The organism is bacterium, assembly GCA_030693205.1.
In the GTDB taxonomy this organism is placed as follows: domain Bacteria; phylum Patescibacteriota; class Minisyncoccia; order JAHIHE01; family JAHIHE01; genus JAHILZ01.
The window spans coordinates 24022-49369 of record JAUYBG010000011.1; the positions used below are offsets into that span (position 1 = coordinate 24022).

The 25348-nt window shown below is 38.5% G+C and carries 26 protein-coding genes and 1 tRNA gene; 13 read left to right on the plus strand and 14 right to left on the minus strand.

Translation table 11 applies throughout. From position 1 onward, the window contains the following. Nucleotides 1-142: 142 nt before the first annotated feature. From groL to Q8N37_03000, 5 genes are all read right to left on the minus strand, one after another. A complete protein-coding gene (gene groL, locus Q8N37_02980) occupies nucleotides 143-1825 on the minus strand; it encodes a chaperonin GroEL (protein MDP3057457.1) in 1683 nt (560 codons plus the stop codon). A gap of 24 nt (nucleotides 1826-1849) precedes the next feature. Beyond that, nucleotides 1850-2140: a co-chaperone GroES gene (groES, locus tag Q8N37_02985; GenBank protein MDP3057458.1), complete on the minus strand. Its 291-nt coding sequence runs from the start codon at nucleotides 2138-2140 to the stop codon at nucleotides 1850-1852. Nucleotides 2141-2330: 190 nt separating this feature from the next. Continuing rightward, nucleotides 2331-2798, minus strand: a complete 468-nt coding sequence (locus Q8N37_02990) for a hypothetical protein (GenBank protein ID MDP3057459.1) — start codon at nucleotides 2796-2798, stop codon at nucleotides 2331-2333. Beyond that, a complete protein-coding gene (locus Q8N37_02995; protein MDP3057460.1) occupies nucleotides 2776-3474 on the minus strand; it encodes a hypothetical protein in 699 nt (232 codons plus the stop codon). Before Q8N37_02995 ends, Q8N37_02990 begins: the two co-directional genes overlap by 23 nt. Before the next feature lie 60 nt (nucleotides 3475-3534). Next, a complete protein-coding gene (locus tag Q8N37_03000) occupies nucleotides 3535-3939 on the minus strand; it encodes a very short patch repair endonuclease (protein MDP3057461.1) in 405 nt (134 codons plus the stop codon). Nucleotides 3940-4031: 92 nt separating this feature from the next. On the opposite strand from Q8N37_03000, the gene lexA reads away from it, so the two are divergent. Next, complete coding sequence (gene lexA, locus Q8N37_03005) at nucleotides 4032-5609, plus strand: transcriptional repressor LexA (protein MDP3057462.1); 1578 nt, start codon at nucleotides 4032-4034, stop codon at nucleotides 5607-5609. Here the strand turns inward: lexA and Q8N37_03010 are convergent, their stop codons facing one another. From Q8N37_03010 to uvrA, 4 genes are all read right to left on the minus strand, one after another. Further along, nucleotides 5610-6173, minus strand: coding sequence for a Bsp6I family type II restriction endonuclease (locus tag Q8N37_03010; GenBank protein MDP3057463.1), 564 nt, complete (start codon nucleotides 6171-6173; stop codon nucleotides 5610-5612). A gap of 68 nt (nucleotides 6174-6241) precedes the next feature. Beyond that, complete coding sequence (locus tag Q8N37_03015) at nucleotides 6242-6580, minus strand: nucleotide pyrophosphohydrolase (GenBank protein ID MDP3057464.1); 339 nt, start codon at nucleotides 6578-6580, stop codon at nucleotides 6242-6244. 98 nt (nucleotides 6581-6678) lie between these two features. Then, complete coding sequence (locus Q8N37_03020) at nucleotides 6679-7755, minus strand: hypothetical protein (protein MDP3057465.1); 1077 nt, start codon at nucleotides 7753-7755, stop codon at nucleotides 6679-6681. 24 nt (nucleotides 7756-7779) lie between these two features. After that, nucleotides 7780-10692, minus strand: a complete 2913-nt coding sequence (gene uvrA, locus Q8N37_03025; GenBank protein ID MDP3057466.1) for an excinuclease ABC subunit UvrA — start codon at nucleotides 10690-10692, stop codon at nucleotides 7780-7782. A 305-nt stretch (nucleotides 10693-10997) separates the two neighbouring features. On the opposite strand from uvrA, the gene Q8N37_03030 reads away from it, so the two are divergent. The 11 genes from Q8N37_03030 (at nucleotide 10998) to trpS (ending at nucleotide 20876) form a co-directional block, all read left to right on the plus strand. Next, nucleotides 10998-11345, plus strand: coding sequence for a phage holin family protein (locus Q8N37_03030; GenBank protein MDP3057467.1), 348 nt, complete (start codon nucleotides 10998-11000; stop codon nucleotides 11343-11345). Between the two features lie 5 nt (nucleotides 11346-11350). Then, nucleotides 11351-11575, plus strand: a complete 225-nt coding sequence (gene secG / locus Q8N37_03035; GenBank protein MDP3057468.1) for a preprotein translocase subunit SecG — start codon at nucleotides 11351-11353, stop codon at nucleotides 11573-11575. A 179-nt stretch (nucleotides 11576-11754) separates the two neighbouring features. Continuing rightward, the gene (locus tag Q8N37_03040; GenBank protein MDP3057469.1) at nucleotides 11755-13572 is read left to right on the plus strand and encodes a peptide ABC transporter substrate-binding protein; all 1818 of its coding nucleotides are present in this window, start codon (nucleotides 11755-11757) and stop codon (nucleotides 13570-13572) included. A 59-nt stretch (nucleotides 13573-13631) separates the two neighbouring features. After that, nucleotides 13632-13714, plus strand: a tRNA-Leu gene (locus Q8N37_03045). A gap of 184 nt (nucleotides 13715-13898) precedes the next feature. After that, nucleotides 13899-15701: a ribonuclease J gene (locus tag Q8N37_03050; protein ID MDP3057470.1), complete on the plus strand. Its 1803-nt coding sequence runs from the start codon at nucleotides 13899-13901 to the stop codon at nucleotides 15699-15701. 362 nt (nucleotides 15702-16063) lie between these two features. Next, entirely contained in the window at nucleotides 16064-16645 is a 582-nt protein-coding gene (locus Q8N37_03055; protein MDP3057471.1) for a PH domain-containing protein, read from the plus strand. A gap of 421 nt (nucleotides 16646-17066) precedes the next feature. After that, nucleotides 17067-17756: a hypothetical protein gene (locus tag Q8N37_03060; protein MDP3057472.1), complete on the plus strand. Its 690-nt coding sequence runs from the start codon at nucleotides 17067-17069 to the stop codon at nucleotides 17754-17756. A gap of 91 nt (nucleotides 17757-17847) precedes the next feature. After that, complete coding sequence (locus Q8N37_03065; GenBank protein ID MDP3057473.1) at nucleotides 17848-18801, plus strand: M28 family peptidase; 954 nt, start codon at nucleotides 17848-17850, stop codon at nucleotides 18799-18801. Nucleotides 18802-18962: 161 nt separating this feature from the next. Further along, nucleotides 18963-19163, plus strand: a complete 201-nt coding sequence (locus Q8N37_03070; GenBank protein MDP3057474.1) for a hypothetical protein — start codon at nucleotides 18963-18965, stop codon at nucleotides 19161-19163. Nucleotides 19164-19535: 372 nt separating this feature from the next. Continuing rightward, nucleotides 19536-19787 (plus strand): hypothetical protein, encoded by a 252-nt coding sequence (locus Q8N37_03075; protein MDP3057475.1) that lies wholly within the window; start codon nucleotides 19536-19538, stop codon nucleotides 19785-19787. Nucleotides 19788-19862: 75 nt separating this feature from the next. Further along, nucleotides 19863-20876 carry a tryptophan--tRNA ligase gene (gene trpS / locus Q8N37_03080; protein ID MDP3057476.1) on the plus strand — a complete coding sequence of 338 codons (1014 nt, stop codon included), beginning with the start codon at nucleotides 19863-19865 and terminating at the stop codon, nucleotides 20874-20876. A gap of 73 nt (nucleotides 20877-20949) precedes the next feature. Here the strand turns inward: trpS and Q8N37_03085 are convergent, their stop codons facing one another. The 5 genes from Q8N37_03085 to Q8N37_03105 all read right to left on the minus strand — a co-directional run bounded on the left by Q8N37_03085 (nucleotide 20950) and on the right by Q8N37_03105 (nucleotide 24777). Continuing rightward, nucleotides 20950-21165 (minus strand): hypothetical protein, encoded by a 216-nt coding sequence (locus Q8N37_03085; GenBank protein MDP3057477.1) that lies wholly within the window; start codon nucleotides 21163-21165, stop codon nucleotides 20950-20952. A gap of 114 nt (nucleotides 21166-21279) precedes the next feature. Then, on the minus strand, nucleotides 21280-22077 hold the full coding sequence (locus Q8N37_03090; protein MDP3057478.1) for an inositol monophosphatase family protein: 798 nt from the start codon (nucleotides 22075-22077) through the stop codon (nucleotides 21280-21282). A gap of 28 nt (nucleotides 22078-22105) precedes the next feature. Next, a complete protein-coding gene (locus Q8N37_03095) occupies nucleotides 22106-23539 on the minus strand; it encodes a phosphomannomutase/phosphoglucomutase (protein MDP3057479.1) in 1434 nt (477 codons plus the stop codon). Between the two features lie 33 nt (nucleotides 23540-23572). Then, nucleotides 23573-24202, minus strand: a complete 630-nt coding sequence (locus Q8N37_03100) for a DapH/DapD/GlmU-related protein (GenBank protein ID MDP3057480.1) — start codon at nucleotides 24200-24202, stop codon at nucleotides 23573-23575. 17 nt (nucleotides 24203-24219) lie between these two features. Next, a complete protein-coding gene (locus Q8N37_03105; protein MDP3057481.1) occupies nucleotides 24220-24777 on the minus strand; it encodes a sugar phosphate nucleotidyltransferase in 558 nt (185 codons plus the stop codon). Nucleotides 24778-24925: 148 nt separating this feature from the next. Here Q8N37_03105 and Q8N37_03110 point away from each other — a divergent pair, with 148 nt between their 5' ends. Further along, on the plus strand, nucleotides 24926-25255 hold the full coding sequence (locus Q8N37_03110) for a nucleoside triphosphate pyrophosphohydrolase family protein (protein MDP3057482.1): 330 nt from the start codon (nucleotides 24926-24928) through the stop codon (nucleotides 25253-25255). The last annotated feature ends 93 nt before the right edge of the window (nucleotides 25256-25348 follow it).

A 25348-nucleotide genomic window follows, 5' to 3' on the forward strand; every position in this document is an offset into this window, starting at 1 on the left:
GCCGCTAATAGTCAAAATTTTTCGCGCAAAACAAAAAGCGAGGAAAATTCCCCCGCCTTTCTTTGTCTTAAATTTTTGTCATTGGAAATTTGCTTGCCTCGCCGAAGCTTTGATGCGAAGGCGGGTCATTTGTCATTTCATTTTACATCCCCATTCCCATACCGCCCATTCCACCCATACCGCCCATCGGTCCGCCAGCTGGCGGATTCTTCTCGGGAATATCGGTCACCACCGCTTCGGTGGTCAGGAACATCGCCGCCATCGACGCGGCATTTTCAAGAGCCGTTCTGGTTACTTTCACGGGGTCAATAATTCCAGCCGCGATCATATCAGGTACAATTTTATTGGTAATAGCATTATAGCCATCATTTTGTAGTTTTGATTTCTTGATAGCGTCGGCAATTACAGGACCTTCTTCTTTGCCGGCATTTTGCACAATTTGTCTCAATGGCTCCTCTAGCGCTCTTAATAAAATATTGAAGCCGGCATTGAATTCAACCGCTATGTCTTGGCTCGGAACATTGACTTTATTTTTAGAAAATCTATCACGAACCGCAACGCTTGCTTTTAACAATGCGGTTCCTCCGCCGGAAACAATTCCTTCCGCCACGGCCGCTTTTGTCGCCGCCAAAGCATCTTCAACTTTATGTTTTTTATAAGTCAGTTCGGCTTCAGTCGCCGCTCCCACTTTGATCACCGCGACTCCGCCGGTAAGCTTCGCCAGGCGCTCTTGCAATTTCTCTTTATCAAAGCTGGAGGTGTTTTGGGCGATCTCGGTTTTGATCTGGGAAATTCTTTTGTCAATTTCCGCTTTGCCGCCTTTGCCGCCGACAATGATCGTATTGTCTTTGGTCGCGATTATTTTTGCCGCGCTGCCAAGCTCGTTCAAGCCCGCATTTTCAAGCTTCAATCCCAGATCTTCCGTAATCACCGTGCCGCGAGTAAGGACCGCGATATCAGCCAGCATTTCTTTTCTCCGATCGCCAAACCCGGGAGCTTTTATCGCGAGCGTATTAAATGTTCCTCTTAATTTATTCACCACCAAAGTGGCCAGCGCTTCGCCGTCAATTTCATCGGCAATAATTACCAATTCTTTTTTGCCTGATTTGGCAATTTTTTCCAATAACGGCAAAATATCGCTAACGGCGGAGATTTTCTTGTCAGTGATCAAGATTAAAGGATCTCTATACTCGGCTTCCATTTTCTCAGCATTAGTGATCATATATGGAGAAATATATCCTTTGTCAAACTGCATGCCTTCCACTACTTTTGTCTCAATGCCGAATGTCTGGGATTCTTCGACGGTGATCGGCGCTTCATGACCGACTTCCTTGATCACTTGCGCGATTTTTTTGCCAATAACCGCATCCTCCGCCGAGATCGTCGCGACTTGTTCCATTTCCGCTTCAGTGGAAATTTTCTTTTTCATTTTTCCCAATTCTTCAACCGCTGCTTGAGTTGCCGCTTCAATCCCATGCCGAAGCCCTACCGGATTCACTCCCATTGATACGAATTTCATTCCTTCATTAATGATTGCTTGCGCCAAAAGAGTGGCGGTAGTCGTGCCATCGCCAGCCACATCATTGGTTTTGGAAGCGACTTCTTTTACCAGCTGCGCGCCGATATTTTCGAATTTGTCTTCGAGGTCAATCTCTTTCGCAATAGAAACTCCATCATTGGTAATGGTCGGGGTTCCGTAGCTTTTGTCGAGCACCACATTGCGGCCTTTGGGCCCCAAAGTCACTTTGACGGCATCGGCTAATTTATCAATACCGGCTTTTATCTTGGACCTGGCTTCATCGCCAAATTTTATTTGTTTTGCCATAAATTTAAATTTATTAATTTATTATTACACTAAGATCGCAAGCAAGTCTTCTTCTTTGACAACCAAATATTCTTTTCCTTCAATTTTCACTTCGGTCGGCGAATAGCGGGAAAAAAGCACCTTGTCGCCCACTTTTACTTCCATTTTCGCGCGCGTTCCATCTTTTAACAAGCGCCCTGTACCCACGGCAACAACCTTGCCCTGTTCAGGTTTTTCTTTCTCTACTGTGCCGGGCAGAATAATTCCCGATTTTGTGGTCTCTTCCGGAGAAATTTGCTCCAGCACCACCCTATCTCCCAATGGTTTGATATTCATCATATTTTTATAAATTAAAAGATTAAAAATGGCTAAACTGTAATCATTAAGTCTAACCAAAAACACTGATTATTTAATATCTGTTTGTTAATGGACATCTATTATATTAACAGACCGGCGGTTGTTGTCAAGACAATCCGCATAAGAAACAAAATTGCACAGTTCTATACAAATGTGAAGTTGTAAATTGCTACAATTTTAACTTCTTTTTAATAAATTCTATTTCTTTGGAAACTTCTGCTCTAAAAACTTCAAATCGCTTATCAAGGTCGTTCCAATTATTTTGATTATCATTATATTGTTTATTTATCGTATCAATATTTTTCTCAATGGTCATAATTTTTTCCCCTTGAACGCCTTGCTCGCGATAAACTGAAATATATCCTCCAATAACAAGAAAAATCACTCCGCTTATTAAGGCTATTATCCAATTATCGTATAAAAAATCTTTAACGCTTAACAATGCTGATTTTTTTTGAAATCGGGGTTTTTCTATTTCTTTGTCTTCAAAAGACGACGAATCTGTTTTCTTTAGATCAATAGGATCTTCTTCTGTTTTGTTTAAAGCGAATTTTGATAATAAAAATCTCCCGTAAGCGTCTTTTTCGTAAAGAGTTTTACCGGCATGAATTAGCCTATTTATCTTTTTTTGCTTCATAATTATTTAACCAAGAATAGTAATTTTTTTCCAAGAAACTCTTTGCATCGTCAAAAACTTTTTCTGTAAAACATTCTCGTAAATCTTCCGGCGCCGGATCATAATAATATTGATAATCAAGGCTAGCGAGCGTCGCTTCTTTTATTTCAATAAAATTGTATATTGCATTTTTATAATCACTTACCCCTTTCCGATACAACGCTTCTACAACAGAGTCTTTTTTTGAAAACGAAATATTGATATTTTCTGTATCGTTTATTTTGTTTTCAGTTAAAAGATTCACCGCCTGATCAAGGTTTTTGTTTTTTCCAATTTTATGAGAAAAAATAATCCCTATTCTTTTTATATTTTTTAATTGATACTCTTTAAATAAAACATTTTTAAAATAATTAAAAATATCATCTCGTATCCAGGCATACTTTTTTTCAAAATTTTTATTTACTACGATTCCAAGTATCAAGTCATCTGTGTTGATTCTCAAATATTCTTCAGTAACAGAATTGTATAATGTTTTTTCACGACGCGAGTTTTCCTGCATTTCAGGAAAAAAATCTGCTCCAAACGGCGTTTTGTCACTATAAAGAATATTATCAATAATATCTCCGGCTATATCGGGTATACGAAAAGATTTTGCATATTTTATACCTACAGTTAATCCGATTATATTGTCTTTCATATATAGATTTTGCTTTAATATTTTTTATTAAAACAACTTTAATTTTTATTTGTCATATTTTTAATTTGATAAAAAATAGATAATCTTTTTTATAACCAAATTTAGATCTTTTTCAATCTCATGCTCCCAAACTCTCAAAACTTTCCAGCCTTCCCTTTTTAGTTTTGCCCTGTTTTTCTTGTCGCGCTTAATATTATTTTCAATTTTTGCTTGCCAGTATTTTTTTGGAAGCCTTTTTCTTGTTTTTGCAAATCGCCAGCCGTGCCAAAAATCACCATCAACAAATACTGCTTTTTTCTTTTTTGGCAACGCTATATCCGGGTGGCCAATCGCTTTTGAATAATATCTCTGAAAATAAATTTTTCTTTTTCTGAGCTCCCTGAAAATTATTTTTTCAATCCCCGTATTCTTAGAACGGATTTTAGACATTACCTCGCTTCTCTTTTTCTTAGTAAAAGTGTCCATACCGTATTTTAAAACATGTGGATAACTGCCTTGATTTTCGGTTTATTTTCGGTTATAATTAAATTGTAGCACAAACTAATTTTTATTACAATATGCAAACTCTAACAAAAAAACAAAAACAAGTCTTTGATTTCATTAGCGCCTATCAAACAGAAAATGGAATTTCTCCTACAATAGAAGAAATAAGAAAAAAGTTAAAGCTCAAAGCAGTATCAACGATACATGAACATATAAATACGCTGAAAGAAAAAGGCTATCTTTCGAAAAATGATAATTCTGCTCGGGGTATAACTTTAAGAAAAGAGGAAAGAATAATTATTAATATTCCAATAATCGGGAAAATAGCTGCAGGAAAACCAATTGAAGCTATTGAAGATTTTCAAGAAAATATATCTGTATTGAATCCAGCTATCAAAAATCCGAAAAATTACTACGCTCTTCGCGTAGTTGGCGATAGCATGATTAACGAAGGAATTTTCAATGGCGATACTGTGATAATTAAAAAACAATCTTCTGCAGAAAATGGCCAAACTGTCGTTGCTATTATAGATAACAACGAAGCAACGCTTAAAAAACTTTACAGAGAACGGAACAGGTTCCGTCTTGAGCCTAGAAACCCAAACATGCTACCCCTTTATAGAACTGAGGTCGAAGTAAGAGGCGTTGTCGTTCAGGTAATAAACAATGTTTCCGGCGAACCAGAAAAGAAAACTGTAAAAAAAACTCGGCATGGATTCAAAACGCTAGATCTTTTTGCTGGGGTCGGCGGAATACGCCTAGGTTTTGAAAAAGCTGGATTCAATACTGTTTTTGCGAATGACTTCGATGAACAATGCAAGATTACTTATGATTTAAACTTTCTAACATCAAAACTTGTAGTCGAAGATATAAGAAAAATTGGAATTAATGATTTGCCAAAATTCGATTTTCTGTTAGGCGGTTTCCCTTGCCAGCCTTTTTCTATTGCAGGATATAGACAAGGATTTAACGATAAAAAAAATAGAGGAAATCTGTTTTTTGATATCGTAAAAATCATAGAAGCGAGGAGGCCTGAAGGTTTCTTGCTTGAAAATGTAAAAAATCTAAAGAGCCACGACGGCGGAAATACCTTCAAAACTATTGAAAAAATACTGAAAAACTTGGGCTACTATGTAAAAGCAAGGGTGCTGAATAGCATGGAATACGGCAATATCCCTCAAAATCGAGAAAGAGTTTACATTGTAGGGTTCAAAAATAAAGATTATACTGATAATTTTTTATTTCCAGATCCAATCAAACTAACAAAAAAGATTACTGATTTGTTAGAAAAAAGTGTTCCGGAAAAATACTACTACAACGGCAAGCCGCTATTCGCGAAACTAAAGGATTATATAAAAGAATATGGAAAAGTTTACCAATGGCGCAGACAATATGTACGAGAAAATAAAAGCGGGGTTTGCCCAACACTAACCGCAAATATGGGTACGGGGGGGCATAATGTTCCAATTATAAAAGACAAAAAAGGCATTCGAAAGCTAACTCCTCTTGAATGCGCGCGCATTCAAGGTTTTCCTAAAAATTATAAATTACCGCAGATTGCCGACTCTGCATTATATAAACAATTTGGAAATTCAGTAAGCGTTCCGGTTATTGAAGCTGTGGCAAAACAGATGATGAGTGCCATGATGTAACTACCAAATTTTAATGTTTTTTCCTATTGGCTTAATTCTATAAGGTTTAATTATATCATTGATTATACTAAACCTTGGCCGTCTTTTTTCTTTTTGCTGAAGTTCCATTGTTTGCCCGTGATTTACCTTATTTTTATAGATTAATTTGTTGGGAATTTCATATACGTCAAAAGTTCCATCCAATTTCTCTTTTTTATAAAAACTCATAAAATAAAGCTTATCCCATTCGCTTTTTGGACCAAAAGAAGTTAAGTCTGCCTCTATACTGCTAGCCTTAATCTGCTCTCTCTCGCCTGTTTCTAAATTAATCGTATCAAATGAAACAGAGCCCTTGCCTTTCAATTTTCTTTGAAATCTCACAGAATTAGAAAATACACAGAACATCCCCTCAGACAAAACCTCGGGAATATTAACTTTTCTGCCATATTTACCAAGCCCATCATTCAGCTTAACCCAAATATCAAAAAGTTTTTTAAAAGTTTTTGCATCTACCTTGCTAAAGCGCGCAACCTCTACTTCAATTTCACCTTCTTTTGTTTTAATTATACATTTATTCAGTTTCATATTATAGTTTTTATAAATTTATTATTGGAATTTGCTACTTTTTTAACTGATTGTTTTTTTATAAAATTTTACAATTTATTATATTTTGTATGCTTCCCTTTTGCTTTTTCAACCGGATACTTTTTCCCGTTTTTTATAAGTTTATCCTCCACCGCTTTTTTTATATCAATATCCAAGCCATGCGCAATATCCATTAAATAAATAAAAACATCGGCAATCTCATCTCCGATTTCGTCTTTATTTATTTTTATATATTCTTCAATTTCTTTTTCATTTTTCCATTGAAAATGCTCCAAAACTTCCGAAGCTTCCAAAACAAGTGAAATTGCCAGGTCTTTGGGCTTATGAAACTGTTTCCAGTCTCTTTCGTCTCGAAATTTAATGATTTTTCCCGTTAAATCTTTAATGTCTGACATAATTTTGTTATAAATCGTATTAAAACCTATTTAATTAAAATTATCTATCAAATTTTACCTCAATCTGACCATAAAATCAACGGAATATATCACTCAAATTTCGCCATTTTTTCTTTCCACTTCCCGATAACTTCCGGCTCGACTAAGACCGGATGAAAGACCAAATTGCTGTCATTGTACCGGATGCGCGCTTTCGGACTGCCAGTCAAAGGATTTTTTTCGATAAAATAAACTTGTAATTTTTTAAAATATTTTTCAAAACGATCGCCGACAAATCCGGAAAGTAAAAACTCAAAAAAATGTTTGATTTTAAGCGATACGCCTTTCAAAGGAATCGTGCGCAAATTCTTTTCCAAGCTTCCCGAGGAAGAATACGTATAATTTTTTATCCAGGAATTTTCCTTAAAAAACTTTTTGTAAAGATTGAGGTCTCCCGACAAGGGCAGAAGATTCAAATATTCCTCTGCTTTATAAAGATTGCCGAAATCTATGCCCAGTGATCTGTCGGTAATATAATGATTGAGGCAAAGCCGGTTTTCCGTCTTGCCGGTATGCCGATACACGCCGAATAAAAGCGTAAAAAAAGTCAGCGCCGCGCGCGCCGTCCAGATTCTTCCGTATTTCGCGACGATCAAGAGATCAATATCCGATTCTTTTTGCGGATTTCCGATGGCTGTTGAACCGCTGATCATTATCAGGCGGATGAACGGAAGATAAGAAATAAATTTTAAGATCCATTTTGATCTTTTAAATTTTTGGTCGGTTAATTTCTTGCTTTGAATTCTTTGCTTGATCATCTCTTTCCGCCCGCGCAAAAAATAAAATCCGTTTTTTTGTTCGATTGTTTTTTTTAAGATCGTGCTGTTGTCTAAAATTTCTATGATTTCCGAAAATGATAGTTTCCCATTGTCATCCTGAATTTTCAAATTATCGTTCTTGATTTGTTCTGTGTCATCCTGAACTTGTTTCAGGATCTTATCGTCTCGCTTTTCGGCTTTTATAGATCCCGAAATAAATTCGGGATGACATTGCGGGTATGGCTTTATCAAATACTGATAAATCTCCCCTGCCGTCAGCGGATAATTAAAATAATCGTAATAAGCGATCGTGGCGAAGATTGAACGCTCAAAATTGGATATTGAACCTTGCCGATTTTGGCTTGACATTTTTTAAAATTTACTAATTGAAAATTATTTCGCCAAAACTTTCTTCAAGAATTGCCCGGTATAGCTCCGCTTTACTTTCGCCACTTGCTCCGGCGTACCTTGGGCCACCACTTCGCCGCCCTTGTCTCCGCCTTCCGGCCCCATATCAATGACCCAGTCGGCGTTCTTGATAATATCCATATTGTGCTCGATCAAAAGTACGGTGTTCCCGCGATCCACGAGCTGGCTCAAAACATTGAGCAAGTTCCGCACATCTTCCGGATGCAAACCGACCGTCGGCTCGTCCATAATGTAAAGCGTGGTTCCTTGCTTCTCCGGACGCGACAGCTCGGAAGCCAATTTGATCCTCTGAGCTTCGCCTCCGGACAAATGCGTCGCCGGCTGGCCGAGCCGCAAATATCCCAAGCCCACTTTTTCAAGCAAAGAAAGCTGATTGACCAGTATTCCGTCTTCGGCAAAAAAGCTCAGCGCCTCATCCACCGACATTTCCAAAACCTCGGCAATATTTTTGCCTTTATATTTTATCCTCAAAGTGTCTTCCGTATACCTCGCGCCATTGCAATCCTCGCACGGCACATAGACATCGGACAAGAAATACATTTCCACTTTTTTTACGCCGTCGCCCTTGCAGCTCTCGCAGCGCCCGCCTTTGACATTAAAACTGAAATGGCCGATCTTGTAGCCCAGCCTTTTGGCTTCGGGAAGCTCAGTAAAAATTTCCCTGATCCGGTTGAATAATCCGGTATAAGTGGCGGCGTTCGAACGCGGAGTCCGGCCGATCGGGTTCTGATTGATGCGGATGACTTTTTTCAGATTTTCCACGCCGGTAATTTTTTTATGCTGCCCAATCTCGGCTTTGGCGTTATAAAAATACTTGCTTAAATATTTGCCCAAAATATCATCGATGAGCGTGCTTTTGCCCGAACCGGAAACGCCTGTAAAGCAAACCAATTTTCCCAAGGGAATCACGATATCAATATTTTTCAAATTGAATTCCGTAGCGCCAAAAATACATAAAGAATTTTTCTTATCAATTCTGCCAACCGGCTTCCTGGCGCGATGAATCAGCAGTTTTCCGGATAAATATTGCCCGGTATAGCCTTTGCTTTTGGTCACTTCTTTCAACGTGCCGCTGGCCATGATATTGCCTCCGATTTTTCCCGCGCCCAGCCCGATATCGACGATCCAGTCAGCTGCCCTGATAAAAGCCTCTTCGTGCTCCACCACCAGCACCGAATTCCCCAGATCGCGAAGCCTGATCAGCATCTTGATAATTTTCTCGTTATCGCGCGGATGGAGCCCGATCGACGGCTCATCAAAAACATAAAGGATGCCGGACAAAGACGCTCCTATCTGAGCCGAAAGCCTTAGCCTCTCGCTCTCGCCGGCGCTCAAAGTATCGGAAGCGCGGGAGAGCATCAGATAGCCCAAATTTATCTGGGTAATTATTTTCGTGCGTAAAACTATTTCTTTCAAGATCGGAGCAATGACCTGATCGCTCGTTTTAGTTTCTCCTCCTTTAGTCTTATTGGAAGTTTTTGCCTTTTTCTCGACGCTTGAAAAACTTCCGGAAAATTCATTCTTAAAATAGCCGTATAGCTTCTCGATCGGCATTTGAACAAAATCATTGATTGATTTACCATTTATCTTTACCGCCAAAACTGTTTTATTCAATCTCTTGCCTTGGCAATCGGGACAAATCCGTTTCACCATATATTGCTCGATTTCCGCTTTTATGAATTCCGAGGCTGTTTCGTGATACTTAGCTTCGATCAACGGAACGACTCCGCGCCACGCTTCTTCCTCTGACTTTGCTTTTGACGAAGAACTTTCACCGTTCTTTTTTTTCTCTCCATAGAGCACCAGATCCAGCACTTCTTTCGTTAAGCGAGCCAAGGGAACATCAACCGAAAAATTCAATCTTTCCGAAGCTTCTTTCAGCGCTTGAAAATCGTTTTGCCAGGAATTCCACGAACTTCTCCACGGTTTGATCGCCCCTTCCGCGAGCGTCAATTTGGAATTGGGAATGATCAGGTCCGCTGAAACTTTTAAAACCATTCCCAAGCCGGTGCAAGTGGAGCAAGCCCCCGAAGGATAATTGAAAGAAAACATCCGCGGCGATAAATTTTCCATTGTAAAATCGCAGTCTTCACAATAAAACTTTATGCCGTATTGTTTTTCTTTCCCGCCGGCGCTTACCACCAAACTGTCTTTCCCGTATTTCAAAACCGAGCTGATCACGTCTCTAAGGCGGGTTTTTTCATTAAAAGATTCAAAAACACTGCCTTCGATTATTTCTTCGATCAGCAAATAGACTTTTTCTTTATTGTTCTTGATCTTTGGCAAAAATTCATTTACAGGAATGATCCCCCCGCTGGTCTTGATCTTAAAAAATCCTTCCGATTTCGCCTCGTTCAATAATTTTAAGGCCGGTTTCGATCCCAGCGGAGCAAAAATAAAAAGCTTGGCGCGGCCGCGAGCTTTAGTTTTAATTATTTCATTATAGATTTCCAAAGGGGTGTGCTTCGTAAGCGCCTTGCCGCAACCCGGGCAATGCTGCACTCCGGCTCTCGTAAAAAGCAGCCGCAAATAATCATAGATCTCCGTCATCGTGCCCACGGTTGAGCGCGAAGTCCGGATGCAATTTTTCTGATCAATGGCAATGGCGGGGCTCAAGCCCTGGATCTCGTCCACTTCCGCCGAATTTTTATTGCTCGCTATTTTCCCGAATTCTCCGGATAGATTCTCGAGATACCGCCTCTGCGCCTCGGCGTAGATCGTATCGAAAGCCAGCGATGATTTTCCGCTCCCGGAAAGTCCGGTAAGAACCACCAATTGATTCCGCGGAATGTCGAGAGAAATATTTTTTAAATTATGCGTGCGAGCTCCCTGGATTTTTATCACTTGCCTGGAAGCGTTAGAAAGTTTTTGTTTCATAAATAAATTTTGTTTTTATATTCAATTGGAATCATTAGCGCTGGCATTTTAATCGCTTTATTATAGACTATAATGAATAATTAATCAAGAGCGCACGTATTTCTTTTCCATTCAGACCAATTAGAAACAAAAACCCCCGCAATCTTTTTATTAAAATAATGGAAAATCCTTAAAAATCGGTTGACAAACCCCCTCTCTTGTGTTAATATAGTTTTATGGCTTAAACAAAAGCCTTTGTTATTGCTCGCCTCGCTGAAGTTTTGGCGAAGCGGGTTAAATTTAATAAATATTACAAAATATTACTTATGCGTTTTATTTATCAAATATTAATAAACGCGATTGCGATAAAAGCGGCTGTCTATTTTAAACTGATACCGGGATTTGAATTTACCGGAGATACAATTTCACTTTTATGGGTCTCTTTCCTTTTAACAATAGTGAATTTCTTCTTAAAGCCCGTTTTAAAATTATTGTTCGGACCGCTTATTCTTCTGACTCTTGGACTTTTCACGGTAGTAATCAACATGATCATCATCTATATAGTCGATCGTTCCACTCCTGATCTGACGATCACTGGAATTCCGGCGCTTTTCTGGGCAACGATCCTTCTGGGGTTCGCTAATCTAATATATTCTTTAATTTACAAAAAATAATCGCTATGACTCTACCGCAAATAATAGAAACATCGCAAATAGGCGTCTCTGTATTGCTTATCATATTGATCCTCCTTCAGGCGCGCGGAGTCGGGCTTGGCTCGACTTTCGGCGGCGAAGGAAATTTCTACTTCACCAAGCGCGGAGCGGAAAAAACAATATTCACTCTTACTATAATCTTAGCCACTGCCTTTTTGGGATTGGCTTTTTACAGTTTAATAACAAAGTAAATCCCCTTTAAGGTTTTCGATATCCAAGATATTGCCGCTAAATCTGCCGAATAACGGAATATGCTTCCTAAAGCATGATATCATAGCCAACAGCGGGGATAAAATCTATAAATATTTTTCGTATTTTAAAAAACAAAAGAAAGAATCTTCCGAATTTAAAATATCCGGATAATTTTTCCGTGCCTTCCGGCAAAGGAAAGCTTTCTTTTGCCTGGACGCTTATCAGTAAAACTTTTACCGCTCTCAGCCGCATAGAAAAGATACTGGTTTTATTGTTATTCTTGGCAATGCTGGTCGCGAGCGCCAAACTATATTATAACTTTTGGCTTGCGAAAACAATTATCGTTCCGGCAAACGGCGGCACCTGGACTGAAGGGATTATCGGCAATCCGCGCTATATCAATCCTCTTTTTTCCCAGTCCAAAGACGCCGATACGGATTTGGCAAAACTGGTTTTTTCGTCTTTGTTCGCTCCCGACCAAAACGGAGAATTAAAACCGGACGCGGTTCAAGAATACAGCATTTCCGAAGACAAAAAAATTTACACGATAAAAATCAAAAATAATATATTTTGGCATGATCACGGAAGCGATCAGCTGACAAAAGAAAATGATAAGTTTTTAACCGCCGATGATATTTTGTTCACTATCAAAGCGATTCAAAACCCAAATTACAAAAGCTCCCTCAGGGGAAATTTGGTGGGCATAGAAACTGAAAAAATCGATGACTATACGATAAAGCTGTCCTTAAGGTCGCCTTATGAACCGTTCTTGCAAAATCTTACTTTCGGGATCCTGCCAAGCCATATTTGGCGCTATATTAGTTCCGAAAATACTCCTTTGGCCCAATACAATGTCAAACCGATCGGTTCCGGGCCATATATTTTCGACAGTTTTACCAAAGACGCGAACGGAAATATCGTTTCCTTAACCCTTAAAAAAAATAACGACTATTACGGCAAAAAACCTTTCATTGAAAAACTTGCTTTTAAGTTCTTCGACAGCCAAAACTCCCTTCTTAGCGCCGTCAATAGCGAATTGATCGACGCGACTGCTTACGTTAGCGAAGAAAAAGAAGCGGAAATCGTAAAACCGGATATCAAAAAATACAATTTTAAAACTCCGGGATACTTTGCCGTATTTTTTAACCAAGAGAAAGCAAAAGCATTAACCGAAAAAAATGTCCGCCTGGCCATCAATTATCTGACCGATAAAGATGCTCTTATAAGCGAGGCCTTAAAAAATAACGGCCAAAAAACCGAAACGCCGATCCCCCCCACCCTGAAAGAATACAATACCCAGACTAAAATTTATGCCTTTGACCCCGCTTATGCGAATACGATCCTGACTAATTCCGGATGGGCGCAAGGAGAAGACGGAATAAGAGGAAAAGAATTCAAAAAAGAAGCCATTCCGCCTCCGCTGGGCAGTAAAATAAAACCCAAGGTAGAAATGGAAAATATCCCTCTGGAAATTACTTTGACCACCTCAGATTCGCCGGAACTAAAAAAATCAGCGGAGGTCCTGAAAGAACAATGGCAAAAAGGCGGAATAAAAGTAAATCTTAACATTCTAAGCGCGGACGAGATACAATCGGTGATCAGAAACAGAGAATATGAAGCGCTGCTTTTTGGAGAAATACTAAGCATCTCGCCCGATCCTTTTATTTTCTGGCATTCTTCGGAAATAAAAGCGCCCGGCCTAAATCTGGCTCTTTACTCAAATAAAGACACGGACAAAATTCTGGAAGATCTGCGGCAAACATTCGATGCTGACAAAAAAACGGAATTGCTGGCCGCCTTTCAGACACAAATTGTCGATGATGCGCCGGCGGTTTTTCTCTTCAATCGATATATGAGCTACTGGGCTAAAACCGGCATGGAGGGAATGGACACAAAAATCGTCGTTCTTCCGGCCGACAGATTCGCCAGCGCTAACTCCTGGTCGCTTATGAAAAAAAGGATATGGGACGGCAAGTTAAAATTTTTGAATTTTTAATCCGCCGCGTGGCAGATTAAGCTAAGCTTCTCATTAATTTTATAATGAAAAACTGCCTTGGGGATGTGGTGGAATTGGTATACACGTACGCTTCAGAAGCGTATGGCCTTAGGCCTTGAGAGTTCGAGTCTCTCCATCCCCACAACAATTTTAACAAATTAAAAAATAAAAACGAAAAACTAAAAACGATAATTTAAAATCTAAAATTTTTATCTGTCACTTTACGTTTTTCATTGTAAATCTTACATTTACAAATAATTCATAATTAAATTTTTCTATCGTGTATTTTGAGACACAGATGGAAAATTAGAAAAACAACTAAATTTATGATGATACAAAAAAGATTTCAACGGCCCGTTTCGGCTATTAAACAGCCTTTCGCGCCGGGAAAACAATCCAACGCGGCTTTTAAACAAAACTTGATGCCCACAAAACAACCTGTTCTGCGCTACCCCGGACACGGCACTGCTGCCGTAAGAATAATTCCTTTGGGCGGTCTCGAAGAAGTCGGGCGCAATATGACGGCTTTTGAATATGGCAACGATATAATTATTATTGATATGGGCTTGCAGTTTCCCGAGGAAGATATGCCCGGCATTGATTATATCATTCCGGATATTTCTTACTTCAAAGGAAAAGAAAAGAATATAAGAGGAGTGATCATTACTCATGGCCACTACGACCATATCGGCGCTATCCCCCACTTGATCCGGCCGCTGGGAAACCCGCCTATTTTTGCCACGCCTTTGACGATCGGCATTATCAAGAAAAGGGAAGATGATTATCCGGATCACGTAAAATTGAACCTCCACACCGTTACAAGAAACGATAAGCTGGACTTGGGAAGATTCCATATTGAATTTTTCCATATCAATCACAATATTCCAGACGGGATTGGAATCGCAATATTTACTCCGGTCGGGCTAATTATGTATACCGGAGATTTTAAATTCGACTTTTCGCCGGTTAATGACGCGCCGGCCGATATTGGCAGGATCGCCGAACTGGGAAAGCGCGGCGTTTCGCTCCTAATGAGTGATTCCACTGACGCGGAAACCCCCGGGCATTCGGTCAGCGAGCAAACGATCATGGAAACACTGGGGCGCGTTTTTGAAAAAGCCCAAGGAAGAATTATTGCCGTTACTTTTTCTTCGCTTATCTCAAGGATCCAGCATATTATCACTCTGGCTGAACAGCATGGAAGAAAAGTCGCCTTGGACGGATATTCCCTGAAAACCAATCTCGAAATCGCCAAACAGCTTTCCTATGTCCATGTTAAAAAAGGAACTCTCATTAAAATACAAGATGTAAATAAATATCCCAACGGTCAGGTGGTGGTGATCGGCACAGGCGCGCAGGGAGAAAGCAACGCCATGCTGATGAGAATCGCCAATCACGAGCATCGCAGCGTCAATATACAAAAAGGCGACACGATAATCTTTTCCTCTTCCGTAGTTCCGGGAAACGAAAGAACAGTCCAGGGATTGAAAGATACTCTTTGCCGCCAAGGCGCAAAAATCATCCATTACAAAATGATGGACGTCCACGCCGGCGGACATGCTTACAGGGAAGATCTGAAAATGATGATGAACCTCACTCATCCGAATTTTTTCATCCCGATCCATGGCAATTACTATATGAGAAAAGTTCATAGCGAACTGGCGGAATCAACGGGTATAGACCCGCAAAATATTATCATACCCGATAACGGCAGCGTCGTCGAACTTACTCAAAAAAGCATTCATTTAACGAAAGAAAAGGTCCCAACTGACTATATTATGGTAGACGGTTTGGGAGTGGGAGACGTCGGAGAAATAGTGCTGCGCGACCGCCAAGCCATGGCCAAAGACGGAATATTCACGATTATCATCATCGTGGACAGTAAAACTAAAAAAATCGTAGGAGAGCCGGATATAATCTCCCGAGGATTTATCTATATGAAAGAATCTACCGATCTTCTGAACGAAACAAAAAAGAAGGTCCGAGACATTATTACGATCAAAACCCAGGGCGAAGGATCGATCAATTGGGCTTATGTCAGGAATAACTTGCGCGATATCATCGGAGAGTTTTTATATACCAAAACTCAAAGAAGGCCATTGGTGTTACCAATGATCATCGAAGTGTAATAGAATCAATTAAAAAATATTGCGATATTAGAATATTGAAATATTAAAAACCTAATGCGCTAACAAACAATTTTCTAATATCCAATATCATAATATCTAAATTCCATGTTTTATATCCTCATTCTTATCATTCCCCTACTGATCTATGCGGCATTATCCGCGTCTATCTTGTTTCATTTAAAAAGATACGGGATCGCCGGCGACTTTACAAAAAAAATAATCGCCTTATTTTTTGCCGTTTCCATACTCCTAATCTTATTTACCGCTTGGAGCTTTTTAAATGTTCCTTGGGATAAATTAAAATTAACCGCGATGATTCAAAACGCGCTAAAGAATAGTCCTATTTTTTTTCAACAATAAATATGAGCCTGACAACAATCGTCAACCCTGAAGAAATAAAAAAAATCACATTCCCCGGTCAATATGACGGAGAGGAAATTCTATTGGTCAAGCGCCGGCACTGGATAGTTTTATTGGGCTTTGTCCTTACGATCGCCGTGCTTTTCTTGGTTCCTATCTTTGTTTATTTTTTTCTGCCTTTAGTCGTGGAAATTCCGTATACCGAAATTTTCACAAGGCTATTCATTTTTATCGTCGGTCTTTATTATCTCTGCCTCTCTTTCCTCTTGTTTTATGCTATCATCGATTATTATCTTGATCTTTGGATAATTACCAGCCAAAGAATTATTTCCATAGAACAAAAAGGATTTTTTCGCCGAACCGTAACTGAATTGAGGTACAGTCAAATTCAAGATATTGCCAGCGAGGTTTCCGGTCTGGTTGCCACCTATTTCCAGTTTGGGAATATCAAAATCCAAACCGCCGCCGAAGACCAAGGAATGACACTGAGACAAATCACTCATCCGATAGAAACTCGCCGCATAATCTCCGATACCTATCATAAAGAAATGAAAAATATCGAGGGAGGAAAACCGATATTATAAAAACACTTAAAGGGCTATTGACAGAATTTATCCTTCGTGTATAATATAGTTAATATGAAAAATGATTCTCAAACAAAATCAATTGCCAAAATTTCCTGTCTTTGTTGCGCTACCGCTATCTAGTCGGGCAAGTTTTTGTTTTGAGAAAATAAGTTTTGGATAATACTGATTTTTATCAAACTGTCCGGCGAAAGGCGGTTTTTTTGTTTGTTTCAGAAGTAAGGCTGATAAAATTCTGCTTTGCTTCTGCAACAAAAGGTTGCGGAATCTGTTTATTCGATATATAAAAAATTAACGGAGGAATCAATAAGTGGTACTAATAGCACCTTTAAAAAATAATGAGGAAGAAGTGTATATTTCTCCCTTAGAAGCAACAAAAGAAATCATTAAAAGAAAGAGTTCGGAAAATTTTCCAATAATTATGAAAAAAATAAAATCCGAATTATGGAAAAACATAGAACCACCATTACCATCTCTGAATGGCGATAAACCTAATGCGTATCTTTGGCGAAACATCGCTTCTGCTCGCAAAGAAGATGAGAAATATAAAGATATAGCCATACAAGGTGGATTTAATCCCAAATGGATAGAGTATATCAAAGATACCTTCTCAACGCGAAATCAAGCAAAAATTGATCTTTGCCGACTAACCTTTGCGGAAGGCGAATATAACCTAATAAATAGCCTGTTGGAAATTGAAAATAAAAGCTTTGAAGAAATATCTACTACGCAAGGAGAACCTCTAGTGGAATTTCATCACAGGATCAGAGAAGCAGTTTTTTCCGAAGAAGACGCGAAAGCATATATAGATATCTCGGATTGGATAAAAAACCAAGGAGAAAAAGCGGTAAACAACTACGCTGCATTTCTTGCGTTGTTTGTCTTCAATGGGGTTCTATATGAAGACTTTCACTCTCCCTTTTCCCAAAAAGCGGAGGCGATAAAACAATTAAGAAATTTCAAAGAAAAAGTGTTTTTGCCGGCATGGAGAAAAGTTGTAGAAATTACAGGCAAACAACCTTTAATAATACACCTTCCTTCAAAACCGGAACTATCATGGTATTCGGGAAAAATAAAGGACAAAATAAAATTTTCTCCACGAGAATACTGAAAAAATTGAAACATTAAAAGGATATCAAAATTGATATCCTTATTTTTTTGTAATCCTCGCCTAATCGTGATATACTAAAAAAGTAAAAAATATGAAAAAACAATTTAATATATTACAATTTATCTCGAATTTTATCAAATTTTCCTCGCGACAAGGTGAAAATGAAAAAAAAGCGGCTAAACTTATCATTTCTGTTTTGGATAAAAACAAAATTTCTTATTCTGTTCATGAATTTTCCACTAAAATTCCATTATCCAAAAAAGCAAGCTTGTTCGCGAATGGCAAAAAAATCAACTGCAAAAGCTGTTCTTTTGTCAGTGGAAAAATTAATGACAAAGAACATCTAATTAGTTCACTAACTCCTTCAGTTTGTTTTTTAGAACTACCGAATATAAATTTTAACCCAAAATGTCTGGATATATCTCTAAGCAATCATTATTTTGCTCCGGCTATAGCAATTTACAGAAAAGATCTGCAAAAAATCATAAAGGCAAACAAAATAACCGGTGAGGTTAAAGTAACACCCTATAAATATCAATCTCAAAATATCCTTATTGGCAATCAAAAAAATCCTGAAGTAATTGTTTTTGCCCACTATGATTCTATCGGAAAAGGAGCCACTGACAACGCTTCTGGAGTAGCTGTCTTAATGAAATCTATTATTGATCATCCTGAAACATTATCCAAAACGCTTTATGTTTTTAGCGGCAATGAAGAATTATCTTATGATAAACCTACCTATTGGGGACACGGCTATAGAGAATTCGAAAAAAAATATAAAAATATTTTAGAAAAATCAAAAAAAATAATCGTGGTAGATGGAGTCGGAAGCGGCAAAACAAATATTTATCGCGATAAAAATATGATTCACCTGACTTTTCCGATCAAGAGTGTAAAAAAATTAGAAAATAAGATCATCGTGTTACTGGGCGATTTTGAAAAAATAATGACCGTCTATCATTCAGACTCCGATAATATCAGCCAATTGAATATTAAATATTTACTGGAAGCCGAAAAACTATTAATTAAAAAAGTTTCAATATAATGAGTAAGTATAAATAAAAAGCCTGACTAGGTTTTACGATATTATAACGACTTTTCTTGAAACTATTTAGTTTTCCACCGCCGAGCTATTGACTCATTTGACCATATTTTCTATTTACGGTATAATATAGACATAATTAATAATTTAATAAATTCAACAATATGAATGGAAATAAAGGAGAGGACAGAGGCGGGCATGGTCTTTGCTGTTCAGGCGGCTTAAGACCGGTCTACCTTGGAATTATTTTATTTGTCGTTGGATTAATGTTACAGAGCCAAAGATCTTTGCCTGAAATGCTTATGATCATCGGTTCTTTAACTGTAGTCACAAGTCTGATCTCGCTGTTTTTTCATAAAAGGTAAATAAAACCGGTACTTGCTCATTCACACATTTTAGACCCGCTCGACAAATCCGGGCGGTTTTAATTGCCTCCCGTTGACAAAATTTTATTTTCATATATACTAAGAATATATTTAATAATTTCATGAGATCAATTTCTAAAACAAAATTAATAAGCTCATCCATAAGCCCGGCTAATTCCGGCTGGCATTGGCATGTCTCAACGATTTTCGCCAGGGCTCGTTTTGTTTTAAAAAAAACATTATAAAACACTGAATACTTTAAATATTCTTTAGCCGCCCGGCGAAACCGGGCGGCTTTTATTTTGGCTTAAAACGGAATAATGAAACAAAATTTTCATTGTTCCAAATAAATCAAAACGGGGAGGAAAAAATATGGAGGAAAAAGGGATCATTCCGATTACACCGAATGATTTTAGAACCCTGGAATTAAAAATTGGAATTAACCAAGATAAATTTTGTTCATACTGCGATGGAATGCTTGTTTCGCCGGGACAAGGAGCGTTCGCGCCGGGAATATTTTACATATGCTTAGACTGCGGCAAAAAATATAAAAAAACCAAGCATATTGATATGACAAAAGGCGAAGGTTATTTCCAACTGGAAGAAATGAAGGGGGCTTGCTAAAAGCCGGCTCCCTCATCTGTTTTTGATTGATTAAATTTATAAATCCAGTATAATTAACATATAATAACAAAAACTATGACAAACAAAACAAACAGCCGTGTTTTTAGCGCTATTCAGCCATCGGGAGAATTGCATATCGGCAATTATCTGGGAGCTTTGAAAAATTTCGTAGAACTGCAAAACAAACCTGCCTCACCGGCAGGCAGGTACGAATGTTTTTTCTTTATTGCCGATTACCACTCGATCACGGAAAATTACGATCCTAAGAAAAAACCGGAGCAGATCATGAATCTGGCTTTGGATATGCTAGCCGCGGGGCTAGATCCCAAAAAGTGCACGATCGCCATTCAATCGCAAATTCCGGAACATACGGAATTGGCTTGGATATTTAACACCATCACACCGATGGGATTGCTCGAAAGAATGACACAATACAAAGACAAGGCGCAAAGACAAAATGAAAATATTAATGTGGGGCTTTTCGATTATCCCGTGCTTCAAGCTGCGGATATTTTAATTTACAAAGCCGGTTTGGTGCCGGTAGGACAAGACCAAGTCCAGCATCTGGAGTTTACCCGCAATATCGCTCACGCTTTCAATAACAAATTCGGTGAAACTTTCCCCGAACCTGAGGCTTTGCTGACCGAAACACCGAAAATTATGAGCTTGCTTGATCCGGCTAAAAAAATGAGTAAATCCGCAGGGTCGAAATCATATATCGGGATCAACGACTCGCCGGAAACGATTAAAGAAAAGTTGAAGAAAGCGGTTACCGATACCGGCATTAGCAAAGAGGTCACGCCAGCAACAAAAAACTTATTTTTACTTCTGGAGATCTTGGGTAAAAAAGAACATTACGAAACTTTCTTTGCTGAACACAAAAAAGGAACGGTTAAATACAGCCAACTCAAAGAAACCTTAGCCTCTGATATCGCTGATTATTTCGCCCCATTCCGCGCCAAGCGCCAAGAATTGGAAGCCAAACCAGAATATATTAAAAAAGTTCTGGCTGATGGAGCCGAACGCAGCCGCAAAGTCGCCCGCGCCACAATGCAAGAAGTGAAAGAAAAAATCGGACTGATATTATGATACCGCAATTAATTTAATATATAAAAACAATCCCGGATAATCAGGATTGTTTTTATGTTTACTGAAAAAATAATTATTCTTTTAACAAACCGGAAACTTCTTTAACTTTTTCTTCTGTTAACCCCCTGCTTCGAGATTCCAGATTCAAGCGAATAACCGGCTCAGTGTTTGAGCCCCTTAAATTAAACCACCAGTCCGAATATTCCACGGTCAGCCCGTCAAGCTTTATTATCTTCCCGTCGGAATATTTTTTTTCAATCTCTTCCAATTTTTCCGGCACGCTTTTCACTTTGATTATCCGAATAATTATACTAAAGATATTGTTTATTGAGATAAACTGGATTCCCGCCTCCGCGGGAATGACAAAAATAATGAAATTATTTAAGCGTATTAGTATAAAATACTAGTCATTTATTATTTTTTTTATTTCCGACAAAAGCGGTTCTTGAGCAACAATCAGTATTTTTTTGTCAAAATTATTTTTTATCCATTCTGTTTTATAGCCTGCTTCTCGCATAATAATAATCCTCGGCGCCACATCCTGTAATTTAGTTTCATCTTCAATTCTGACATAAGCGTCAAAAGCGCCAGTAACAAGGTATATATTTAAGGCTCCTCCGCTCATTCTTGTCCTATAGCTTTTTTCTATAATTTTATTAAGTTTTTCCAGCATCCATTCTCTTTCTTTTTGTTCCTTATCTCTAAAACTGCGAAAATCCACATCAATAATCGCTCTATCAAAAGAAACCGGGGACTTCGGTAAAATCAATTTATTATTCAGGAAAGCCCCGTTACCCTCAAAAGCGGAAAAAAGCTGTTTTGAGACCGGATTATATATTAGCCCCAATACTGTTTTTTTTTCAAACCGTAAAGCAATATGAACATAAAAAATCGGCGTCTGTTTGGCGTAAAGTTTTGTTTGATCTATAGGATCCGCCAGCCATTGATAGGGCGATTTGGCATTCACGCGCTCCCCTTCCTCGCCCCAAAATCCATGATCCGGCCATTTGCCTATAATTTTTTCTTTAAGAAAGTTTTCTATTTCAACATCGGCTTTCGTCGCGATATCGCGGCTGTCTTTTTGCTTTGATATTTCTATTTTATCCCAGCTTTCCAAAGCCATTCCCCCTGCCTGTTTTATTATCGGCGTCAAAAAATCCATCGCTTCGCTTAAAAATTCTTGTGTCGGTTGTTCGGACATAGTAATAAATTTTAAGAAATTATTTTTTTTAATCCAATGATTCAAGGTTAACGCACAAATCATCTTCCCAAATCATATCCGGATAGCTTTTTAAAAGATTTTTTACATATCTCTTCCGTTCATCGTATTTTGCCTGATCTTTTGCTTCAAACTTTACAGTAATATACGGACCGTTTTGCGAATAGCGGAATATCATCATTCCGTCCGGAAAATCAGCTCGCGTTCCGTCATCATCAGGTATAATTCTAGAATCAGTAATTTCCGCGTCCGGAAAATCTTTTTTAAATTTAACCGATAAATCTTTAATTACCTCAGCCTTTTTTTCATCCAAACAGCCGATTTTAATTTCCGGCGAAGCAATAAATTTGGGAAAACTTTCGTAAAGCTGGCTCAAAGTCAGATTTCTTTCTCCCAAATATTCCATTATTCGTAATGCCGCATAAGTGCCATCATCGTGGCCATAAGCATTGTCAGCAAAGAAAAAATGGCCGGATAATTCACCGCCAAATGCCGCACTCACTTCGGCAACTTTTTGTTTGATAAAAGTATGTCCTGTTTTCCACATTACCGGTATGCCTCCGTTCCGCTTTACCACTTCGCGGACAATTTGCGAACAAAGAGTATTAAAAACAATTTTTGAGCCCGGAAAACGCTCTAGAATTTCTTTGGCGAATATCGCCACCAAAACATCATTCCATAGAATATGGCCTTTCTCGTCCACAATCCCGATCCTATCGCCATCTCCGTCAAACATTACACCCAAATCCGCTTTGTTTTCCAACACCGCTTTTGCTAATCTGTCAGCCACTTTTTTCGAGGTTGGATCAGGCGTTCCAACTGGAAAACTTCCGTCTACATTTATATTTTTGCCAATAACTTCGCAGCCAGCCTTTGTGAGTATTTCAGGAATATACATTCCTGTTGTTCCGCATCCGGAATCAACAACTACTTTGAATTTTTTCTTTAAAACAATTCTTTTCAAAACATCATTTTGATAATCTTCAGTTACATTTTTTTCTTCATAACCGCCTTCCTCGCTGGATTTAAAATAATTTTCATCTTCAATGGTTTTTCTTATTTCTTGCACTTCTTGAGAACCGGTCGTTTGAGAATAGCCTATCGCCAATTTCATTCCGTTATAATTGGCCGGATTATGCGATGCGGTAATCATCACGCCGCCATTTGTCTGATAGCGATATTGAGCGTAATACATCATCTGAGTCATAACTATCCCCAAATCTATAACACTGACTCCCATAGCGCGCAATCCTTTTATCATAGCGGTTTTATAGGCTGGTCCGGTTAGCCGACAATCATATCCCACTACCGCTTGGCGAATTTTTTTTCTTCTTAAAAAAGTTCCATAACCTTTGCCGATCGCTTCAACTTTCACGGGATCTAAATCTATATCCGCTACTCCTCGAATATCATAATTCCTAAAAACATTTGGATTTATTTTCATAGGTTTTTTTATTGTTTAATTAATTTTTTAAATTTAAAAATTATTTTTCTCCAAATCCCTTTTAACAATATCCCCCGGCAAAGTCATGCATCCGGGATTAATTTTAACTCCCGGATAGAGAGAAGTATGGATACCGGTTTTGCAATTATCACCCATAATTACGCCGAGTTTCTGCCGACCAGTGTCTTTTAGCTCACCTTTAATCATGCATTTGATATTTTTCCAGTCATGCCGCAAATTCGCCGTAATCGTTCCGCCGCCCAAATTGCAATTATCGCCAATGATGGAATCGCCGACATAAGACAAATGCGCGACATTCGTATTGCCGCCGATGATAGAATTTTTGATTTCCACCGCGTTGCCTATGTGAGAATTATTTCCAATTACCGTAAAAGCGCGAAGGTAACAATTCGGACCGATTATGCAATTCTTACCGATCATTACCGGACCTTCAATATAGCTTCCGGATTTAATTAAGGTATTGACGCCTATGGAAACTTTGCCTTTTAAAATCGCGCCTTTTTCTATTATAGATTTTTTGCTTTTAATAGGCTTATTTCTGGACAGCATAAACTCATTAGCTTCCAATAAATTCCACGGATAGCTTACCGCGTGCCAAAAACCTTTCACCTCTTCGTAATCCACTTCTGTCTTACCCGCCAATTCGCTTACCGCATCAGTCAGTTCATATTCTCCTCTAACTGATTTTTTGACATTTTTATCGCCTCAAATATTTCTTCGCTCAACACGTATAAGCCCGTGTTCGCCAGATCAAAAACGAACTCCTTTGGTTTTTCTACGATTTTTTTGACTTTTCCATTTTCCAATAAAAGCACGCCAAACCGGCTCGGGTCTTCAGCTTTTTTCGCCAAAACGCAATTTTTATGTTTCAAACAATTCTTAATATCTTCTTTGTGATACAAATCGTCGCCATTCATTACAATAAAACTTCCTTTAATTTTTCCTTCTACCATTCCCAAAGCATGAGCCGTGCCCAAGCGTTCTTTTTCTTCTATATAATTTAATTTGATTTTCCCAAAATTTTCTCCGGCGTGTTTTTTTATCATTTCTTCCTTATAACCGATCACTATGATCACTTCATCAACCAAGCTTTCCAGCTCTATCAAGTTATGTTCTAAAATAGTTTTACCGGCCGCTTTCAAAAGCGGCTTAGGCTTGGTCAGGGTAAGCGGATATAAGCGGGTTGATTCACCGGCGGCTAAAATTATGGCTTTCATAATGCTTTTTAATTATCAATATTTATGCTATTATCTTATCATATAAGCATAATTTGTCCATAATTAATTGAATGTAGAAAGTGGAAAGTTGAGAGTAGTAAAAAGTTAATTAAACTACCTTCTACATTCTACTTTCCGCTCTCCAAATATGACTTTCGAAGAATATCAAACCCAATCCCGCAAAACCGCGAAATATCCAAACGCGGGAAATAATTTTATCTACCCCACTTTGGGTCTCGCCGGTGAATCCGGCGAAGTGGCGGAAAAGATCAAAAAAGTCTTGCGCGATAAAGGCGGAATTATTGACGAAACAATAAAACAGGAAATTACCAAAGAGCTTGGCGACGTGCTTTGGTATGTAGCGCAGCTTAGCACAGAGCTGGGATTATCTCTGGATAACGTTGCCGCGGAAAATATCAAAAAACTCTTTTCACGCCTGGAAAGAGGCAAGCTCGGCGGCAGCGGAGATAATAGATAGTAAACACTTATACGCTCAGCCTGTCTTGACATTTACTTTTTATTGATGCAGTCTAGCGATAACATTCAAAGCCTTTGGAGTGAATAGAAGGGG